The sequence below is a fragment of the Micromonospora lupini genome, from assembly GCF_026342015.1.
Lineage (GTDB): Bacteria > Actinomycetota > Actinomycetes > Mycobacteriales > Micromonosporaceae > Micromonospora > Micromonospora lupini_B.
This window is the reverse complement of sequence record NZ_JAPENL010000002.1, coordinates 1,514,486-1,533,003: the sequence shown is the minus strand read 5'-3', so window position 1 is coordinate 1,533,003 and position 18,518 is coordinate 1,514,486. Positions and strand designations below refer to the sequence as shown.

The 18,518-nt window shown below is 71.0% G+C and carries 19 protein-coding genes; 5 read left to right on the top strand and 14 right to left on the bottom strand.

Features of this window, described 5'->3' with window-relative positions:
- Positions 1-120 precede the first annotated feature (120 nt).
- A complete protein-coding gene (locus tag OOJ91_RS21960; RefSeq protein WP_266247770.1) occupies positions 121-936 on the top strand; it encodes a DedA family protein in 816 nt (271 codons plus the stop codon).
- Between the two features lie 170 nt (positions 937-1,106).
- Here OOJ91_RS21960 and OOJ91_RS21955 read toward each other — a convergent pair whose 3' ends face one another.
- The 9 genes from OOJ91_RS21955 to OOJ91_RS21915 form a co-directional block, all read right to left on the bottom strand.
- Positions 1,107-1,448, bottom strand: coding sequence for an ArsR/SmtB family transcription factor (locus OOJ91_RS21955; RefSeq protein WP_013730828.1), 342 nt, complete (start codon positions 1,446-1,448; stop codon positions 1,107-1,109).
- A gap of 93 nt (positions 1,449-1,541) precedes the next feature.
- Complete coding sequence (gene pyrE, locus OOJ91_RS21950; RefSeq protein ID WP_007454251.1) at positions 1,542-2,081, bottom strand: orotate phosphoribosyltransferase; 540 nt, start codon at positions 2,079-2,081, stop codon at positions 1,542-1,544.
- A 168-nt stretch (positions 2,082-2,249) separates the two neighbouring features.
- Positions 2,250-3,059 carry an SDR family NAD(P)-dependent oxidoreductase gene (locus tag OOJ91_RS21945; RefSeq protein WP_266247769.1) on the bottom strand — a complete coding sequence of 270 codons (810 nt, stop codon included), beginning with the start codon at positions 3,057-3,059 and terminating at the stop codon, positions 2,250-2,252.
- 10 nt (positions 3,060-3,069) lie between these two features.
- A complete protein-coding gene (locus OOJ91_RS21940) occupies positions 3,070-3,720 on the bottom strand; it encodes a hypothetical protein (RefSeq protein WP_266247767.1) in 651 nt (216 codons plus the stop codon).
- Positions 3,721-3,792: 72 nt separating this feature from the next.
- A complete protein-coding gene (locus tag OOJ91_RS21935; protein WP_266247765.1) occupies positions 3,793-4,689 on the bottom strand; it encodes a hypothetical protein in 897 nt (298 codons plus the stop codon).
- An 89-nt stretch (positions 4,690-4,778) separates the two neighbouring features.
- On the bottom strand, positions 4,779-5,381 hold the full coding sequence (locus OOJ91_RS21930) for a DUF4178 domain-containing protein (RefSeq protein WP_266247763.1): 603 nt from the start codon (positions 5,379-5,381) through the stop codon (positions 4,779-4,781).
- Positions 5,382-5,566: 185 nt separating this feature from the next.
- Complete coding sequence (locus OOJ91_RS21925; protein WP_266247762.1) at positions 5,567-5,947, bottom strand: hypothetical protein; 381 nt, start codon at positions 5,945-5,947, stop codon at positions 5,567-5,569.
- Between the two features lie 102 nt (positions 5,948-6,049).
- On the bottom strand, positions 6,050-8,641 hold the full coding sequence (clpB, locus tag OOJ91_RS21920) for an ATP-dependent chaperone ClpB (protein ID WP_266247760.1): 2,592 nt from the start codon (positions 8,639-8,641) through the stop codon (positions 6,050-6,052).
- 86 nt (positions 8,642-8,727) lie between these two features.
- Positions 8,728-9,369, bottom strand: a complete 642-nt coding sequence (locus OOJ91_RS21915) for a TetR/AcrR family transcriptional regulator (RefSeq protein ID WP_266247759.1) — start codon at positions 9,367-9,369, stop codon at positions 8,728-8,730.
- Between the two features lie 84 nt (positions 9,370-9,453).
- Here OOJ91_RS21915 and OOJ91_RS21910 point away from each other — a divergent pair, with 84 nt between their 5' ends.
- The 4 genes from OOJ91_RS21910 (at position 9,454) to OOJ91_RS21895 (ending at position 13,162) form a co-directional block, all read left to right on the top strand.
- Positions 9,454-10,590, top strand: a complete 1,137-nt coding sequence (locus tag OOJ91_RS21910) for an epoxide hydrolase family protein (RefSeq protein WP_266247758.1) — start codon at positions 9,454-9,456, stop codon at positions 10,588-10,590.
- 221 nt (positions 10,591-10,811) lie between these two features.
- A complete protein-coding gene (locus OOJ91_RS21905; RefSeq protein WP_007454242.1) occupies positions 10,812-11,312 on the top strand; it encodes a cation:proton antiporter regulatory subunit in 501 nt (166 codons plus the stop codon).
- Positions 11,313-11,317: 5 nt separating this feature from the next.
- The gene (locus tag OOJ91_RS21900; RefSeq protein ID WP_266247754.1) at positions 11,318-12,523 is read left to right on the top strand and encodes a cation:proton antiporter; all 1,206 of its coding nucleotides are present in this window, start codon (positions 11,318-11,320) and stop codon (positions 12,521-12,523) included.
- 207 nt (positions 12,524-12,730) lie between these two features.
- Complete coding sequence (locus tag OOJ91_RS21895) at positions 12,731-13,162, top strand: hypothetical protein (RefSeq protein ID WP_266247753.1); 432 nt, start codon at positions 12,731-12,733, stop codon at positions 13,160-13,162.
- Between the two features lie 520 nt (positions 13,163-13,682).
- On the opposite strand, the gene OOJ91_RS21890 is transcribed toward OOJ91_RS21895, so the two are convergent.
- The 5 genes from OOJ91_RS21890 to dnaK form a co-directional block, all read right to left on the bottom strand.
- Positions 13,683-13,871 carry a hypothetical protein gene (locus tag OOJ91_RS21890; protein ID WP_266247752.1) on the bottom strand — a complete coding sequence of 63 codons (189 nt, stop codon included), beginning with the start codon at positions 13,869-13,871 and terminating at the stop codon, positions 13,683-13,685.
- 120 nt (positions 13,872-13,991) lie between these two features.
- Positions 13,992-14,432 (bottom strand): heat shock protein transcriptional repressor HspR, encoded by a 441-nt coding sequence (locus tag OOJ91_RS21885; protein ID WP_030332087.1) that lies wholly within the window; start codon positions 14,430-14,432, stop codon positions 13,992-13,994.
- Positions 14,433-14,462: 30 nt separating this feature from the next.
- Positions 14,463-15,650, bottom strand: a complete 1,188-nt coding sequence (dnaJ, locus tag OOJ91_RS21880) for a molecular chaperone DnaJ (protein ID WP_266247746.1) — start codon at positions 15,648-15,650, stop codon at positions 14,463-14,465.
- Between the two features lie 88 nt (positions 15,651-15,738).
- Positions 15,739-16,497 (bottom strand): nucleotide exchange factor GrpE, encoded by a 759-nt coding sequence (grpE, locus tag OOJ91_RS21875; protein WP_266247745.1) that lies wholly within the window; start codon positions 16,495-16,497, stop codon positions 15,739-15,741.
- A gap of 48 nt (positions 16,498-16,545) precedes the next feature.
- A complete protein-coding gene (dnaK, locus tag OOJ91_RS21870) occupies positions 16,546-18,414 on the bottom strand; it encodes a molecular chaperone DnaK (RefSeq protein WP_266247742.1) in 1,869 nt (622 codons plus the stop codon).
- Positions 18,415-18,518 lie beyond the last annotated feature (104 nt).

Here is an 18,518-nt window from a genome sequence, read left to right as displayed (position 1 = left end):
TCCGTCCCGCACCACGGGTGCCCCGCCGACCACGATGGTCGGCGGGGCGCCGTCGTTTACGGCCAGCGGGTGGTAGGGCCCGGTCCGTCGCGGTGCGGGCACCGGGCTTCGGTACCCTTTGTGGCCGTGGACACAGCTGAGAAGACCCGCGCTCTCACGGAGAGCGTCGCCCTGAACCCGCTCGATCCCAAGGACCTGTTGCAGACCTTCGGGCTGGTGGGTGTGTGGGTGATCCTCTTCGCCGAGACCGGCCTGTTGGTGGGCTTCTTCTTTCCCGGTGACTCGCTGCTGTTCCTCGCCGGCGTGGCCGCCTCGCCGGTGGCGGACGCCATCTTCGGTGACGGCACCCGGCTCACCCTGGCCGGCCTGCTGATCGGCGGGCCGATCTGCGCGATCCTCGGCGCCCAGCTGGGCCACTGGCTCGGCGCGCGGTACGGCCGGAGGATGTTCGAGCGGCCCAACTCGCGGCTCTTCAAGAAGGAGTACGTCGAGAAGGCCGAGTACTACTTCCAGAAGTTCGGCCCGGCGAAGGCCGTGGTGCTGGCGCGCTTCATCCCGATCGTGCGGACGTTCCTCAACCCGGTCGCCGGGGCGCTGGGCATGCCGGCGCGGCAGTTCCTGATGTGGAACATCGTCGGCGCGGTGCTCTGGGTCGACGGCATCCTGCTGATCGGCTACCTGCTGGCCGACCGGATCTACAAGGCCATCGGCGACAAGATCGACCACTACATCCTGCCGGTGGTCGCCCTGATCATCCTGATCTCGGTGCTGCCGATCTTCTTCGAGTTCCTGCGGGACCGGCGGGCGCGCAAGCGCGGCGAGGCGGTCGCCGTGGTCGCGGCGGCCAGCGCCGCGGGCGCGGTCGAGGCGGTACGCGAGAAGTTCGACCACGACGAGCACCCGCACGACCGGCGGGGGCACGGCCAGGAGCGCTGAACCCGAGAGACGACGACGGCCGGCCCCCTGGTGAGGGGGTCGGCCGTCGGCATGTCAGGCCCGCCCTGCGGCGGTGCGGCCGAGGACGAGCAGGTATCACCCACCGGTGGCGCCACCCCTGGTTCGCCACCGGACACCGCCCCGGCATGGGACGGTGCGCAGCGCCTACGTCAGCGGGCCTTCTTGGTGGCCCGCTTACGCGGCGGGGTCAGCAGGTCGGCGATCGTCGCGATCGCACTCGGGACCAGCCGGTAGTACGCCCAGACACCGCGCTTCTCCCGCTCCAGCAAGCCGGCCTCGGTGAGGATGCGCAGGTGGTGACTGACCGTCGGCTGAGAGAGGCCGAGGGGTGCGGTCAGGTCACAGACGCACGCCTCGCCCTCGGGGGCCGACTGGATCAGGCTGAGCAGCCGCAACCGGGCGGGATCCGCAAGGGCCTTGAGGACCCCCGCGAGACGCTCGGCATCGGCACGTTCGATCGGCTCACCGGCAAGCGGCGAGATCTGAGGCATTGTCATTTCGGCCAACGCAGTTCCCACGTATTACATCCTTCCACCAGCAGCATCGATCCGCCTGCATATCAGCAGATCCGAATCGGTAAACTTTTACGCCACAAGGCCGAGGTCAGCCAACGTATAGGCCGCCCTGTACGGCAATCCGGCGGCTCGCACCGCGTCGCCGGCGCCTCGATCAACAATAACCGCCACGCCCACGACTTCGGCTCCGGCCTCACGAAGCGCCTCGACAGCTGTCAACACACTTCCGCCCGTTGTGGACGTGTCCTCCACCGCCAACACGCGGCGGCCGGCCACCTCCGGTCCCTCGATCCGTCGCTGCAGACCGTGCGCCTTGCCCGCCTTTCGCACCACAAAGGCGTCCAGGGCCCGGCCGGTCGGAGCGGCGGCGTGCAGCATCGAGAGCGCGACAGGGTCCGCGCCCAGGGTGAGCCCACCGACGGCCTCGTACTCCCAGTCGGCGGTGAGATCGAGCAGCGCTCGACCGACCAACGGAGCGGCCTGGTGATGGAGCGTGACACGTCGCAAATCGACGTACCAGTCTGCCTCGCGCCCCGAGGAGAGCACGACCCGTCCGTGGACCACAGCCAGGTCGGTAATGAATTTACGCAGGTCGTCGTGGTCCCCCATGGCGATAGAGGTTACTGCTCAAGTCTGAACGGCGTCTGCACGGCCCTCCCCGATCGGCCCGGCGAGGAACCGACGGTTGGCGATGTTCGACTACGCTCAGCGACCGACCTGGCGGCGGTGCGCCAACGCCCGACGGCGGCGCGTTCGGCGCCAGCAGGCGCCGACGGCTCAGCGTTCGTCGCGACCGATCCGGCTGCGGGTGTCGCGGGCGACTGCCTGGAGCAGTCGGATCGGCGCGTGTCGCAGACCGGCGACCGCCACCTTGTACTTCCATGCCGGGATGCTTACCAACTTGCCTTTTCGCAGGTCACGAAGGGCTTCGTCGACGACATCCTCGGCCCGCAGCCACAGCCACTCCGGCGTCTTCGACATGTTGATGCCGGCCCGTTCGTGGAATTCGGTACGGGTGTAGCCGGGACAGAGAGCCATCACCCGGACACCGAATGGACGTGCCGACTGGCCTACGGAGTCGCTGAAATTGGTGACCCACGCCTTGCTGGCCGAGTAGGTCGATCCGGGCATCACCGCGCCAAACCCCGCAACCGAAGAGACATTTATCACTGCCCCGTCGCGCCGTTCGGCCATCGGTCGCAGCGCGGCCAGGGTCAGTCGCATGACGGCGTGCACGTTGAGCCGGAGCAGCCGCGCCTCGTCCTCCGCTGTGGAGTGCAGGAACGGCTTGTTCAGGCTGATGCCGGCGTTGTTGACGAGCAGGTGGACGGGGCTGTCGGACGTCAGCCGCTGCTCGACGGCGGCGCAGCCGTCGTCGGTGGACAGGTCCGCCGACAGGGTCTCGACGGCCCGACCGTGCCGGGGGCCCAACTCCGCGGCCATCTCACTCAGTCGAGCAGCGTCCCGGGCGACCAGCACCAGGTGCCAGCCGTCGGCCGCCAGGCGTCGGGAGAACGCCGCTCCGATGCCTGCGGTGGCGCCGGTGATCAGGGCCCGTCGCTCGGCAGTCGTGGGATCGAGCGTCACGGGCGGGTCCTCACCTGGGCGGGTACGGGGGCGCGGAGGGCGGTGGCTGGTGCGGTGCGGGCGGAAACGCCTGTGGGGCGGACGGCGCGGTGGGGCGGTGTCGACCGAACCAGGCGTTGGCCGCCGGCAGGGTCAGCAGCGTTGCTACCACAAGGTAACCGAGGGCCTGTCCGACCGAAAGCCCGGCATTGAGCGGGATCCACCACGACGGGTACGCGTCCGAGATGAGGCCGAGCAACTCGGCGGTGGCCCGCTCGTCGGCGCCCAGCCGCAGCGGCGCGGCCCGCTCGCCGACGAGCACCGCCACGCTGCAGCAGCCCGCGAGCAGACCGATCCCGCAGACCACCCACGTGGCCACCCGCACGCCACGCCGACCGGTCAGCAGCCCGAGGGCCAGGCCGGCGAGCACGGGCGCGGAGAGGGCGGCCACCACAGCGGTCAGCACCGCCGACGCGCGCAGCAGGGTCACCACACCGTCGATCTGCTGCGGGCTCGCCGAGGTGTCCCGAGCGGCAGCCCGGAACGCGTCCACGGTCCGGCCCAGCACCGCCAGGTCGACGACTGTGTACGCGAGCGCGCCCACAGCCATCACCAGCAGCACGGCCGAGGCCAGCAGGACCACGGCGGGCCGGCGGGGCGGTGCCGATTCGGGGTACGACACGACGGATCCCTCCGGTAGGCGTCGGGTTGCAACCTACTCGGAGGGATCGTCGGCGTCGTGCTTATCCAGCGGTCAGCTGGTCGACGGCGGGGTCGGCCCGGGGCGGTCGGCCGGCGGCGTGTCGTCCGGCCGGTCGGTGCCGGACGGGCCCGACGGCGGCGCGGGCGGCGGGGTGCCCGGCTGCTCCGAACCGGGTGCCTGGCCCGGCGTCGTCGGGTAGCCCGACTCACCACCGGACGGATAACCCGGCTCGCCACTCGACGGGTAGCCCGGCTGGCCGGGAGCCGACGGGTAACCGGGCTGACCGGGCTGGCCGGACGCCTGCGGGTAACCGGGCTGGCCGGATGCCTGCGGGTAGCCCGGGTAGCTGGCGCCGGGGGTCGGGGGCTCCCAGGCAGCGGCGGGCTTGCGGAAGAACTCGTTCGACTTGGGCAGTGCCAGCAGGATGAGCGCCGCCAGCAACGCGAGCAGGCTGATCACGCCGAGCGTGATGCTGACCGGGGCGATCCAGGACGGCAGCGCCTCCTCGAGACGGCGCTGGACCTCCTCGCTGCTCGGCATGTCACCGCCGCTGTTCCCACCGGTGGTGAAGCTGCCGCCGCCCGCGCCGTTGAGCACGGTGCCACCCGTGCAGCAGACCATGATGCCGCCGACGATCCAGGTGGTGATGCGCGAACCGTTGCGACCCCGGTTGTTGAACATGGCCAGCACGGCCAGCACGATCGCGAGCAGGAGCACGAGGATGCCGGCGCCGAGGGCGAACGCGAACACGAAGTTCGCCACCTGGTCCGCGCCCTCGGTGGTGCTGCCCGAGTAGGCGTCGCGGAGCACGTCGCGGGTCTTGCCGAGGGTGGAGAGGGTGAGGATGAGACTGATCACCTGGCACGCCAGGAACAGGTAGAGCAGATAGCTGGAAATCGTCACGGTGGATGGCCGCTGGCGGGCCGGCGTGCTCTGGGAATCGACCACGATTCTCCTTCCCTAGATCGGGCCCACACCGTATCGGCAACCGGCCACTCCGGCATGCCGTGCCGAACGCGGCGGGCGCGTCGGGTCGGTCAGCGCCCGTCGCCGGTGGGTCGGATCGCCAGGTCGGCGGGGTCGAGCAGGTCACCGCGGGCGACCCGCCAACCCTCTTCGCCGTACGCCTCGAAGGAGAGCCGGGCGTTCCCACCCGACTGGTAGTCGTGGTAGCGCATCGTCCCGGCCGGCGGCAGGCCGGTCTCGCCGGTGGCGGTGTAGCGCGCCTGCCCGGTCTCGGCCCAGGTGTACCGCAGCCCGCCGAGATCGATGGTCGGGGCGCCGGGGGTGACCGTCGCGCCTGGCTCGGCGGTCCAGAGCACCAACTCCAGCTCGGGGTCGCCGTCGCCCTCGACGGAGAGCCGGTGTGGCGTGCCGGAGGCGTCGTCGAGGAGGTGCTGCACCCAGCTCCAGTCCCCCTCGACCAGGCGGATGGTGCCGCTCACGACGTACTCCCGCTGGCCGATCCGCACGCGATCACCCGACGCCAGTCGGTGGGCGCCGTCGCGGGTGGGCCCGGCGGCCGGCGGCACGCCGGTGGGCCGGGCCGCGGCCCGCCGGCGGGTCCGCACGACGAGCACGAGCACGAGCACGATGAGTACGACAAACGCCGTCACCAGGTACGCCAGCGCCCCGTCCACCCGACCACCTCCCCAGGTACGTCGGCGCAGACGGTAACAACCTCGCGCACCGAATTGAGTCGTGTCGTGACCGAAAGCTCAGCTACCGACGGCAGCCGGGATGTCGCCCGGTGTGGTCATTGTGGATGCCCGGGTGCGCCGTGCGGTGCCGTGCCGGTGCGGCCGGCCTGTGGTGTCGCGGTCGGTCATGCCGCCGCGAGTCGCTGGGTGGCGTAGTCGCCGAGGGTGGAACGCCCCATGACGCAGCCGACGAAGGTGGTGAACTCGGTGCGGTCGTCCCGCAGCGACGTCCACGCCGCCCGTGCCGCAGCCGGATCGGCGCGCTCCAGCAGCGTCGCCGCGTACGCCCGGCCGGCGGGTGACCCCTCGGCGAGCAACCGGTCGAGCTGCCGGCGGACCTCCTCGGGGTGGTCGTCGAGCGCGGCCTCGACGCGGCGGTACGCCTCGGTCACCGGCAGGGTCGCGCCGGCGATCCCCACGCCGCCGAACGCAAGCGTGTCGGCGGCGACCAACTCGTCAACGGCGGCACCGAGGTCCCGCTCCCAAGCCTTGCGCATCCCGAACATGCCCCAACCCTTTCCCTCCTCGCCGACCTCTCACCCTCTTGATCAAGAGGTTTGCGTCATGAGAAGACGTCCCGATGACGCAAACCTCTTGATCACCGCGGGTCAGGCCGGGGTTACCGTCAGGGAACTCGTGCCCGGGGTTTGGTCTACCTTTACCGTGTTGCCGTCTCGGATTGCGCCAGACAGCAGAGCCTTCGCGAGCTGGTCGCCGATTGCCGTCTGGACGAGGCGGCGGAGTGGGCGGGCGCCGTAGATCGGGTCGTAGCCGTGCTCGGCCAGCCACTGACGGGCGGACTCGGTGACGTCAAGTGCCAATCGGCGGTCCGCAAGACGGTTTCGCATCCGGTCGAGCTGGATGTCGACGATGGCGCCCAGGTCGTCGCCGCGCAGCGAGGCGAAGACCACGATGTCGTCCAGCCGGTTGAGGAACTCCGGCTTGAAGTGCGACCGGACCACGGCGAGGACGCCCTCCCGGCGCTGCTCCTCGGCCAACGTCAGGTCACTGATCACCGACGACCCGAGGTTGGAGGTGAGGATCAGGATCGCGTTGCGGAAGTCCACCGTGCGGCCCTGACCGTCGGTGAGCCGACCGTCGTCGAGCACCTGGAGCAGCACGTCGAAGACGTCCGGGTGGGCCTTCTCCACCTCGTCCAGCAGGATCACCGAGTACGGCCGGCGGCGCACCGCCTCGGTGAGCTGCCCGCCCTCCTCGTAGCCGACGTACCCGGGCGGGGCGCCTACCAGCCGGGCCACCGAGTGCTTCTCGCCGTACTCGCTCATGTCGATGCGGACCATCGCCCGCTCGTCGTCGAAGAGGAACTCGGCGAGCGCCTTGGCCAGCTCCGTCTTGCCGACACCTGTCGGGCCGAGGAAGAGGAAGCTGCCCGTCGGTCGGTCCGGGTCGGCGACACCGGCCCGTGCCCGGCGTACGGCGTCGGAGACCGCGCCCACGGCCTCGGCCTGGCCGATCACCCGGCCGCCCAGCGACTCCTCCATCCGCAGCAGCTTGGCCGTCTCGCCTTCGAGCAGGCGACCGGCCGGGATGCCGGTCCACGAGGCGACCACCGCGGCGATGTCGTCCGCGCCGACCTCCTCCTTGAGCATCGCGCCGTCGGCCTGGAGCTGGGCCAGCTCCTCCTCGGCCTGCTTCAGCTCGACGTTGAGCGCCGGGATGCGGCCGTAGCGCAGCTCGGCGGCACGCTCCAGCTCCCCGTCCCGCTCGGCCCGCTCGGCCTCGCCGCCCAGGCGCTCCAACTCCTCCTTGGCGGTGGAGAGCTTGGTGATGTGGCTCTTCTCGGTCTGCCAGCGCTCGGAGAGCACGGTGAGCTGCTCGCGCTTGTCGGCCAACTCCTGGCGCAGCCGCGCCAACCGTTCGGCGGACGCGGCGTCCGGCTCCTTGGCCAGCGCCATCTCCTCGATCTCCAGCCGGCGGACCGCCCGCTCGATCTCGTCCACCTCGACCGGCCGGGAGTCGATCTCCATCCGCAGCCGGGACGCGGACTCGTCGACCAGGTCGATCGCCTTGTCCGGCAGGAACCGGTCGGTGATGTACCTGTCGGAGAGCGTCGCGGCGGCGACAAGCGCGGCGTCGGTGATCCGGACGCCGTGGTGCACCTCGTAGCGCTCCTTGAGCCCGCGCAGGATGCCGATGGTGTCCTCGATCGTCGGCTCACCGACAAGCACCGGCTGGAAACGCCGTTCCAGCGCCGGGTCCTTCTCGATGTGCTCGCGGTACTCGTCAAGCGTGGTCGCGCCGACCATCCGCAGCTCACCGCGGGCCAGCATCGGCTTGAGCATGTTGCCGGCGTCCATCGAGCCCTCGCCCTTGCCGGCGCCGACGACCGTGTGCAACTCGTCGAGGAACGTGATGACCTGCCCGTTGGAGTTCTTGATCTCCTCCAGCACGGACTTCAGCCGCTCCTCGAACTGACCCCGGTACTGGGCGCCGGCGACCATCGCGCCGAGGTCAAGCGAGACCAGCTTCTTGTCGCGCAGCGACTCGGGGACGTCGCCGGCCACGATCCGCTGGGCGAGGCCCTCGACGATTGCGGTCTTGCCGACACCGGGCTCACCGATCAGGACGGGGTTGTTCTTCGTACGTCGGGAGAGCACCTGGATGACCCGGCGGATCTCCGAGTCCCGGCCGATCACCGGGTCGATCTTGCCGTCACGGGCGCTTGCGGTCAGGTCCACGCCGTACTTCGTGAGGGCCTGGTAGGTCTGCTCCGGGTCGGCTGTGGTGACCCGCCGGTCCCCGCCGCGAACGGTCGGGAAGGCGGCGACCAGGGCCTCCTCGGTGGCGCCTGCCGACTTCAGCGCGGCGGACACCGCGCCGCCCACCCGGGCCAGGCCGGCGAGCAGGTGCTCGGTGGAGGTGTACTCGTCGCCCAGCGGCCGGGCGATCTGCTCGGCCGCGGCGATGGCGTTGACGAACTCCCGAGCCAGGGTGGGCTCGGCGATGCTGGAGCCCCGCGCGGCCGGCAGGGCGTCGACCGCCCGCTGGGCGGCCCGGCGCAGCTCGGCGGGGTCGGCCCCGACGGCGCGCAGCAGGCCGGCGGCGGTCGAGCCGTCGGTGTCCAGCAGGGACAGCAGCAGGTGCCAGGGCTCGACTGTGGCGTGGCCACGCTTGTTGGCAAGCGCGACTGCGCCGGTGATGGTCTCGCGGCTCTTGGTGGTGAGTCTTTCCGTGTTCATGGGCTCCCCCGGATCGGCGTTGTCCATTGGGTTGGACACAACCAGAGTTGAGCGTATTCCACTCAACCCTACCGCTGTGACGCCCGTCACTCGCGCACGCGCCACCGCCAGTCGAACTCCCCGGCCGCCGGGGGTGGGCCGGGCAGCGGGTCGGAGTCCGGGGCTGTCGACAGACCCCCGAGCAGCACGGCGAGCTGCCGGCGGCGCAGCTCGCGGGTCCGCTCCGGATCGGGCACCCGCACCGCCGCGCACCCCTCCAGGACCAGCCCCAGATCCTGGACGACCACGTCCGCGCGCAACCGCCCAGTGGCGTGCGCCCGTTCGACGAGCGCGGTGGCCAGCTCGCCGGCGCGCAGCGCGTCCCGGCCCATCTCCTCGGTCGGGGCGAAGGTGCCGGCCAGGTGGACGGTGAGCGAGTGCACGTCGGCGTCGACCACCCCGGCCAGGAACCCGGCGAACGCGGCCCAGTCGTCCGGCTCGGCGAGCGCCTCCTCGGCCACGGCGATGTACCGGCGCAACCCGTCGTGGCAGAGCTGGCGCAGCAGGGCCTCCTTGCCCGCGTACCGCCGATAGAGCGCGCTGATGCCGACGCCCGCGCGGTCGGCGACGGCGGCGATCGGGGCCTTCGGATCGTCGAGGAAGACCGCGCGGGCGGCTTCGAGGATCACCTCGTCGTTGCGGGCGGCCTGGGCGCGGCGGCCGGCCAGGGGCCTGGGGGACGTTGCCATGCCGTCAGCCTAACAGTGGAACGGATCGTTCCGCTCTGCTACGGTGATTGCAGAACGAAACATTCCGTTCCGAAGGAGTTCGAGATGACCGGCACCGCGATCCGTCCGTTCCGCGTCGAGATCCCGCAGACCGCCCTCGACGACCTGGCCGCCCGCCTCGGTCGCACGAGCTGGCCCGCCGAGCTGCCCGGCGCCGGCGACGCGTACGGCATGAGCGCCTACCGGGTGCGCGGGCTCGTCGACAGGTGGCGGGACGGGTTCGACTGGCGGACCGTCGAGGCCCGGCTGAACGCCCACCCGCAGTTCGTCACGGAGATCGACGGCGAGCAGATCCACTTCCTGCACGTCCGGTCGTCCCGGCCGGACGCCACAACCCTGGTGCTCACCCACGGCTGGCCGGGTTCGGTGCTGGAATACCTGGACGTCGTCGGGTCGCTCACCGCGCCGAGCGACCCGACGACGCCGGCCTTCCACCTGGTCATCCCGTCGCTGCCGGGCTTCGGGTTCTCCGGCCCCACCCGCAGCGCCGGCTGGAACCGCTTCCGCACGGCCCGCGCCTGGGCCGAGCTGATGAACCGCCTGGGGTACGACAGCTACGGCGCCATCGGCAACGACGCCGGCTCGATGGTCGCGCCGGAGCTGGGCCGTATCGACGCGGGGCACGTCCTCGGCGTGCACGTCACCCAGCTCTTCTCGTTCCCGTCCGGCGACCCGGCCGAGTTCGCCGGGCTGACCGACGCGGACCAGGCGGCGCTGGGGCACCTCCAGTGGTTCTACGAGAACAAGTTCTCCTTCAACCAGGTGCACAGCCAGCAACCGCAGACCCTGGCGTACGGCCTGGCCGACTCGCCGATCGGGCTGCTGGCCTGGAACGCCCAACTCTTCGACGAGAGCCTCGACGACGACTTCGTCCTGGCCAACGTCGCCCTCTACTGGTTCACCGGCACCGCCGCCTCGGCGATCCGGTTCTACTGGGAGGACGCGCACGCGGGCGAGCAGCCGTCCGAGCCGACCACGGCACCGACCGCGCTGGCCATGTTCCCCGGCGACTTCCAGTCCATCCGCCGCTTCGCCGAGCGGGACCACGCGAACATCGTCCGCTGGACGGCGTACGAGACGGACGTCGAGGGACGCGGCGACGTCGGCGGCCACTACGCCGCCCACCAGGCCACCGACGTCCTGGTCGGAGACATCCGCGAGTTCTTCGCCAGCCTCCGCTGACCGTTCACGCGCCGCCGGTGCCCGTCCCGCTCAGTCCGGGCGGGCACCGGCGCGTCGGGCGGCCGCTTCATCATCGACACGACATCGCCGACATTGGGGTGTCCAGCCGTGCTCGATACCGCCATTTCGGCGATGTTGAGTGAATCAAGGCGGTGCGCCTGGCGCGGTGGCGTGCTCGCTCCAAGATCTGCCTTTTGTTTACCTCGCGGTAGCCTGGGCGGGTGCGAGTACGTGTCGAGCAGACCGCCTTACCGGGGATCGGGGTACGCCACGATCTGGTGACGGAGTCCGGACGCCGCCTGGGCGTGGTCTCCCACCGCAATGGCCGCCGTGATCTTGTCCTCTACGATCCGGACGATCCCGACTCCTGCCAGGCGGACATCCCGCTGACCGACGACGAGGCGGAGGCGTTGGCCGACATCCTCGGCGCGTCGCTGATGCTCGGTCAACTCTCCGGGCTGCGCGAGCAGGCTGCCGGTCTGCTCACCGAGCAGATCGCCATCCCGGCGGGGTCGCGGTACGTCAACCGGATGCTCGGCGACACCAAGGCGCGTACCCGCACCAGCGCCTCGATCGTGGCGGTGCTGCGCGATGGCACGGTGAACGTGTCGCCCGAGCCCTCCTTCCGCTTCGCGGCCGGTGATGTGGTGGTCGTGGTCGGGACCCGTCAGGGTCTCGACGGCGTGTCCGCCATCCTCGCCGACAGTGACCCGGACGGCTGAGGCGGATGCACGAATCCACCACACTGCTCGTCGAAGTCGGCGCGCTGCTGCTGCTGCTCGGGCTCCTCGGCCGACTCAGCCGCCGCGTCGGCCTGTCGCCCATTCCCCTCTACCTGCTCGCCGGGCTCGCCTTCGGTCACGGTGGGCTGCTTCCGCTCGCCGCGAGCGAGGAGTTCTTCGCGGTCGGCGCCGAGATCGGCGTCATCCTGCTGCTGGTGATGCTCGGCCTGGAGTACTCGGCGAACGAGCTGGTCGGCAACCTCCGCTCGGCAGCACCGGCCGGCCTGATCGACGGCGTCCTCAACGCGTTACCCGGCGCCATCTTCGCCCTGCTGCTCGGCTGGGACTGGGTGGCCGCCCTCGTGCTCGGCGGCATCACCTGGGTCTCGTCGTCCGGGGTGATCGCCAAGGTCCTCGCCGACCTGGGTCGACTCGGTAACCGGGAGACCCCGGTGATCCTCTCGGTGCTGGTGATCGAGGACCTGGCGATGGCGCTCTACCTGCCGCTGGTAACCGCCGTACTGGCCGGCACCGGCCTGCTCGGCGGCGGCATCGCGCTCACCGTCGCGGTGGCCACGGTGCTGATCGTGCTTGTGGTCGCCATCCGGTACGGCCACCTGATCTCGTCCGCGCTGTCCGCGAAGGATCCGGAGGCGCTGCTGCTGGGCGTCCTCGGGCTGACCCTGCTGATCGCGGGAATCGCGGCGAAGCTCCAGGTGTCGGCGGCGGTCGGCGCGTTCCTGGTCGGCATCGCGCTCTCCGGTCCGGTGGCCCACCACGCCACCGAACTGCTGTCGCCACTCCGGGATCTGTTCGCCGCGGTGTTCTTCGTCTTCTTCGGCCTGGTCACCGACCCGCGGGAGATCCCGCCGGTGCTGCTGCCGGCGCTCGCGCTGGCAGTGGTCACCATGGCCACGAAGACGCTTACCGGCTACCTGGCGGCCCGCCGGGTCGGGATCGCCGAGCCTGGTCGCTGGCGGGCCGGTCTGGCCCTCGTACCCCGAGGGGAGTTCTCGATCGTCATCGCCGGGCTCGCGGTCGCGGCTGGCAGCGTCGAGCCGCGGTTGGCCGCGCTCGCCGCGACGTACGTCCTGATCACCGTGGTGACGGGGCCGATCCTGGCCCGGCTGCCGGACTTCCCGTGGTTCAAGCGGTGGCTACGCAACCGCGCGGCGGCCCAGCGGCGGGACCCGGTGCCGATCCACGACTGACCCGCACCGCCGCTGTCGTGCCCGTTCGGTGCGGCAGCGGCGCTGGCCAGGACACCCGAACGGCCGTTCGGGCCAGGCCGGCCGACGGATGCCGAATTGCTCCCTGCGGGTACTACCGCAGCACCCGGCGGCGGGTTACCGTTTCGCCCCAGCAGCCACGGTCCGCGAACGGCGGTGCCAACGCGGGCGAGAGCGGAAGGTTGGCCGGTGAGCGTGCAGGAGTCGACGTTCCACGGCTTTGCCAACCCCGTCGATCCGACGCCGGCGGAGTTGCGAGCCTGGGCGTTCCAGCCCGATTCGGTGCCGTTGTCGTCCATGCCACCCGACTGGGACCTTCTGGTCTCCGGCGACCGCCTGGTACTGACGCTCTTCGAGCTGGCGATGGACCCGACCTGCCCCGCCCGGCGCTTCGCGCTGCACTGCCTCTACATCTACGCCGCGGACGGCATCCGGACGAACTTCCGCGCCCACCCCAAGCGCCGCTTCCGCAAGCTGGTCGAGCAGGCCGAGCGCGACGGCGACGAGTTGATGCGGATCTGGGCGCACAACGGCCGCGTGCTGCTGGCCCGACCGGATCTCTTCGTGTATCGCGACTGGTGCGAGGGCGGCCTGGTCCGCGAGAACCGCCGCCTCGGCTGAGGCCACGTCCGAACGCCCGTCCGCAGCGGATTCCAGGTGGTCCGCGGCTCCTTTGGAGCTGATGCCGCAAACGAATCGCGCGCCGATTACCACGCGACCGGCGTGGGATCAGGCATGCATGATGCCGTGGACGTACTCAGCTCCATAGGGCGCGCGGGGCACGTCTCCTGCCGGAGCAACACCACGTCTCCTGCCGGAGCAACACCACGTCCCGGCCCGCATCAGCAAGGACGAACGGGCCGGGACCCCCGCCGCGGCATCCCCCGCGTCCCGGCCCGCATCAGCAAGGACGAACGGGCCGGGACCCCCGCCGCGGCATCCCCCGCGTCCCGGCCCGCATCAGCAAGGACGAACGGGCCGGGACCCCCGCCGCGGCATCCCCGCGTCCCGGCCCGCATCAGCAAGGACGAACGGGCCGGGACCCCCGCCGCGGCATCCCCGCGTCCCGGCCCGCATCAGCAAGGACGAACGGGCCGGGACCCCCCGTGGGTCCCGGCCCGCACGTCGGTTACCGGATCGGTCAGTCTGGCTTCCGCTCGGTCTCGGATCGGCGGTGGTCGCCGTCGGACTGCTCGGCGAACCGCCCCTCAATGATCCGATCCCGGAAACTTCCCTCGGTCACCTTGTCGAACTTCTCCCGGACGGTGTCGGCCAGATCTTCCAGCCGGTCCTCCGTCTGCTGGGCCACTTTCTTCGCCGGCTCCGCCATCGCTCCCCCAACCGCGCCGATAGGCCCGAATTAAGGCGATAGGACCCGTATCGACAGGCTAACGGAAACGGCCTGGCCCGCGCCGGAAAATCCGGCACGGGCCAGGCCGAGGAGACAGGATCAGCGGTCGGGCGTACGGCGGGGACGCCAGACCACAAGCGCGGTGGACGTGCGGTTGGTCGGCACCAGATCCCGGCCCGGGAAGCGGGCCAACGACTCCAGTTCGGCCACCCGGCGGTACGCGGCATCCAGCTCCGCCTCCAGCCGCGCGACCCGCTGCTGCGCCTGCTCCAGCAACCGCTCCAGCCCGATGATCCGCTTGACGCCGGCCAGGTTGATCCCGTCGTCCTGGCTGAGCCGCTGCACCTCGCGCAGCAGCACCACGTCCCGGACGCTGTACCGGCGGCCACCGCCAGCCGCCCGGCCGGGCTGCACCAGCCCCAACCTGTCGTACTGGCGCAGGGTCTGCGGGTGCATGCCCGCCATCCGTGCCGCCACCGAGATCATGAGCACCTTGGCCTCGTAGGCAGGGTCACCCGAACCGAGAAACTCGCCCGACATCCCGCTCACCTCCGCGTCCATCCCACCGGACTAACCGACCCGACGCACCCGGGCGTCGAGATGTTCCCGCGCCGCCGGCGGGCTCTGCTCCGCGAACGCCTCCAGCGCCGCCCGTGCCTCGTCCGACAGCCGGGCGGGCACCACCACGTCCAGGGTGACCAGCAGGTCACCGGCCTGGCCGTCGCGACGGACCACGCCCTTGCCCCGGGCCCGCAGCACCCGCCCGCTGGGCGTGCCCGGCGGAACCCGCAGCGTCACCGCGCCGTCGAGCGTGGGCACCCGCAGGTCCGTGCCGAGCACGGCCTCCGCGTAGGTCACCGGCACGGTCAACGTCAGGTCGTCGCCGGTACGCCCGAACAGCTCGTCCGGCCGGACCTTGACGTGCACGAACAGGTCACCGGCCGGGCCACCACGCTCACCAGGCTCACCGCGCCCGGCCAGCCTGATGCGCTGGCCGTCGGCCACACCGGCCGGGAAGCGCACGTTCATCGTGCGGGTCTTGGTGACCCCGCCGCTGCCGTGGCACTCCGGGCACTTCTCCTCCACCACGGTCCCGACGCCCTGGCAGTTGCCGCACGGCTCGGAGAAGCTGAACGACCCCTGATTGCGGGTGGTGACCCCGGCGCCGTGACAGACCGGGCAGGTACGCGGTTGGGTGCCGGGCTTGGCGCCGTTGCCGTGGCAGGTGTCGCAGACGCCGGGGGCGCGCAACGTCAGCGGCAGGGTCACCCCGCCCACCGCGTCGCCGAAGTCCAGAGCCACCTCGGTCTCCACGTCCCGGCCACGCGCCGGACCACGCGGAGTGGCCTGCCCACCGGCCTGCCCGCCCGAGAAGATCGAGCTGAACAGGTCCTGGAAGCCGGCCCCACCGAAGCGGCGGTCACCGCCACCGGCGGCACCGCCGCCGAACAGGTCGGAGACGTCGAACGGCATCCCGCCCGGCTGGCCGCCCGCCCGGGCGTTGCGCCGGAACGCGCCCGAACCGAACAGCGACCGCATCTCGTCGTACTCCCGGCGACGGCCGGCGTCCGACAGTACGTTGTACGCCTCGGACACGGCCTTGAACCGCTCCTCGGCCTGCGGGTCGCCCGGATTGTGATCCGGGTGCGATTCCCGGGCCAGCTTGCGGTACGCCTTCTTGATGTCATCCGCGGAGGCGGCCTTGTCCACGCCGAGCACGGCGTAGAAGTCCTTCTCGAGCCAGTCCTTCGAACTCACCGGTCCACCACCCCCTTCCGACAGTCGTGGCCCGGCCGTCCCGCCCACCGCTGTGCGGGGGACGGGACGGCCCGGTCACCGTCTCGCACTATTCCGGATCCGCGACCGCTACCAGCGCGGGGCGCAGCAGCCGCTCACCGAGCTGGTAGCCGCGCCGCATGACCTGCACGCAGGTCGGCTCGCTGACCTCGGCCGAGGTCTGGTGCGCGACCGCCTCGTGCCGGGTCGGGTCGAACGGGTCGCCCTGCTCGCCGAAGGCGTTCAGGCCGAACTTGCCCAGCGCGGTGGTGAGCTGTTCCGCCACCGTTCCGAACGGCCCGACCAGGTCGCCGTGTTCCCGGGCCCGGTCCAGGTCGTCGAGGATCGGCAGCAGCGCGGCCAGCACCGAGCCGGTCGCCTGCTCCTGAACCAGGCTGCGGTCCCGGTCGACCCGCTTGCGGTAGTTGGCGTACTCCGCCGACACCCGCTGGAGGTCCCTGGTCCGCTCGTCCAGGTCGGCCCGGAGCGCCTCCAGCTCGGCGCCGAGCGACGTGCCGACACCACCGCCGTCGACCGGCTGCGCCGGGGCGTCCACCACCGGCGGGCCGGACGGCTCCGGCCCGTCGGTGGCGTTGACCTCGACCTCGATCTCGTCGACGACGATCTCGGCGTCCTCGACGAGGCCCTCGGCCGGTACGTCGCTGCCCGCGTCCGCGGCGGTGCCCTCCGGCTCCGACGTGTCGGTGAGCTTGCGGTTGTTGCGGATGACGACCCGCTCCCCGTCGCCGGTGGCCGGCTCCGTGGGCGCGGAGCCACCCGGCGTCGACCCGGTGTCGCCCGGGTCGGCGGCTCGTGGCTTCTGCGTCATGCGGCTACCTCATCCCCTTCGCCGTGGATACGTGTCGGAGGCCGATTGTCACTTCTTGCCGTCCTCGTCCACGATCTCCGCGTCGACCACGTCGTCGGCGCCACCGGCGGCGCCGGCCTGCGGACCTGTCGCACCGGCCGCACCCGGACCGGCCTCGCCGCCCGGCTGCTGGCCCTGCTCGGCCTGCTGGGAGTAGAGCAGCGAACCGGCCTGCTGCGAGACCTGCGCCAGCTTCTCGTGAGCGGACTTGATCTTCTCGATGTCCTGACCGCCCAGGGCGCCGCGCAGCTCACCGAGCGCCTCGTTGAGCTGCTCCCGGTTCTCGCTGGGCAGCTTGTCGCCGCTCTCGGCGAGGAACTTCTCGGTCTGCCACTGGAGCGCCTCGGCCACGTTGCGGGTCTCGGCGTCGTCGCGGCGGCGCTTGTCCTCCTCCGCGTGCTCCTCGGCGTCCCGGCGCATCCGCTCGATGTCGTCCTTCGGCAGCGACGAGCCGCCGGTGATCGTCATCTTCTGTTCCTTGCCGGTGCCCAGGTCCTTGGCGTGCACGTTGACGATGCCGTTGGCGTCGATGTCGAAGGCGACCTCGATCTGCGGCACGCCGCGCGGCGCCGGCGGGAGGCCGGTCAGCTCGAAGGTGCCGAGCTTCTTGTTGTACGCCGCGATCTCCCGCTCACCCTGGAACACCTGGATCAGCACCGACGGCTGGTTGTCGTCCGCCGTGGTGAAGACCTCGGAGCGCTTGGTCGGGATGGTGGTGTTGCGCTCGATGAGCTTGGTGAAGATGCCGCCCTTGGTCTCGATGCCCAGGCTCAGCGGGGTCACGTCGAGCAGCAGGACGTCCTTGACCTCGCCCTTGAGCACACCGGCCTGCAGGGCGGCGCCGACGGCGACGACCTCGTCCGGGTTGACGCCCTTGTTGGGGTCGCGGCCGGTGAGCTGCTTGACCAGGTCGGTCACGGCGGGCATCCGGGTCGAACCACCGACGAGGATGACGTGCTCGACGTCGGAGATCTTGATCCCGGCGTCCTTCACGGCCTGCTCGAACGGGCCCTTGCAGCGGTCCAGCAGGTCCTGCGTCATCCGCTGGAACTCGGCGCGGCTGAGCGTCACGTCGAGGTGCAGCGGGCCGGCCGAGCCGGCGGTGATGTACGGCAGGTTGATGTTGGTGGTGGTGGCGGCGGACAGCTCGATCTTGGCCTTCTCGGCGGCCTCGCGGAGGCGCTGGAGGGCCATCTTGTCCTGGCCGAGATCGATGCCGTGCTCGCCGCGGAACGTCTTGACCAGGTGGTCGATGATCCGCTGGTCCCAGTCGTCGCCACCGAGGTGGTTGTCACCGCTCGTCGACTTGACCTCGATGACGCCCTCGGCCAGCTCAAGCAGCGACACGTCGAAGGTGCCGCCGCCGAGGTCGAACACCAGGACGGTCTGTTCCTTGGAGCCCTTGTCCAGCCCGTACGCCAGGGCGGCCGCGGTCGGCTCGTTGACAATCCGCAGCACGTTGAAGCCGGCGATCTCACCGGCCTCCTTGGTGGCCTGGCGCTGGCTGTCGTTGAAGTAGGCCGGGACGGTGATCACCGCGTCGGTGATCTGCTCGCCCAGGTACGCCTCGGCGTCCCGCTTGAGCTTCATCAGCGTCCGGGCCGAGATCTCCTGCGGGGTGTACTTCTTGCCGTCGATGTCGACGGACCAGTTCGTGCCGACCTCGCGCTTGACCGAACGGATCGTCCGGTCCGGGTTGGTCACCGCCTGGCGCTTCGCGACCTCACCGACGAGCACCTCGCCGTTGCGGGCGAACGCGACGATCGACGGAGTCGTCCGCGAGCCCTCCGCGTTGGCGATGACCGTGGGCTCACCGCCCTCGAGAACGCTGACGCAGGAGTTCGTCGTGCCGAGGTCGATACCGACCGCACGTGCCATCTTCGCTTCCTCGCTTCGTAAGGTTGTGCAGGTGACGGGCGTCGCCCGTGGGCTGCTGGCGGGCACCGCCCGCAGCGGACCCCACCACAAGTTGAGTGAACTTG

Excerpts from the sequence above, each read along its gene's own strand:
- OOJ91_RS21885 (WP_030332087.1), bottom strand. The coding sequence starts at position 14,432 with ATGTCGGGCGAGTTTCTCGGTTCGGGTGACCCTGCCTACGAGGCCAAG.
- OOJ91_RS21890 (WP_266247752.1), bottom strand. The coding sequence starts at position 13,871 with ATGGCGGAGCCGGCGAAGAAAGTGGCCCAGCAGACGGAGGACCGGCTG.
- dnaK (WP_266247742.1), bottom strand. The coding sequence starts at position 18,414 with ATGGCACGTGCGGTCGGTATCGACCTCGGCACGACGAACTCCTGCGTC.
- grpE (WP_266247745.1), bottom strand. The coding sequence starts at position 16,497 with ATGACGCAGAAGCCACGAGCCGCCGACCCGGGCGACACCGGGTCGACG.
- OOJ91_RS21900 (WP_266247754.1), top strand. The coding sequence starts at position 11,318 with ATGCACGAATCCACCACACTGCTCGTCGAAGTCGGCGCGCTGCTGCTG.
- pyrE (WP_007454251.1), bottom strand. The coding sequence starts at position 2,081 with ATGGGGGACCACGACGACCTGCGTAAATTCATTACCGACCTGGCTGTG.
- OOJ91_RS21915 (WP_266247759.1), bottom strand. The coding sequence starts at position 9,369 with ATGGCAACGTCCCCCAGGCCCCTGGCCGGCCGCCGCGCCCAGGCCGCC.
- OOJ91_RS21955 (WP_013730828.1), bottom strand. The coding sequence starts at position 1,448 with ATGCCTCAGATCTCGCCGCTTGCCGGTGAGCCGATCGAACGTGCCGAT.
- clpB (WP_266247760.1), bottom strand. The coding sequence starts at position 8,641 with ATGAACACGGAAAGACTCACCACCAAGAGCCGCGAGACCATCACCGGC.
- OOJ91_RS21910 (WP_266247758.1), top strand. The coding sequence starts at position 9,454 with ATGACCGGCACCGCGATCCGTCCGTTCCGCGTCGAGATCCCGCAGACC.
- OOJ91_RS21925 (WP_266247762.1), bottom strand. The coding sequence starts at position 5,947 with ATGTTCGGGATGCGCAAGGCTTGGGAGCGGGACCTCGGTGCCGCCGTT.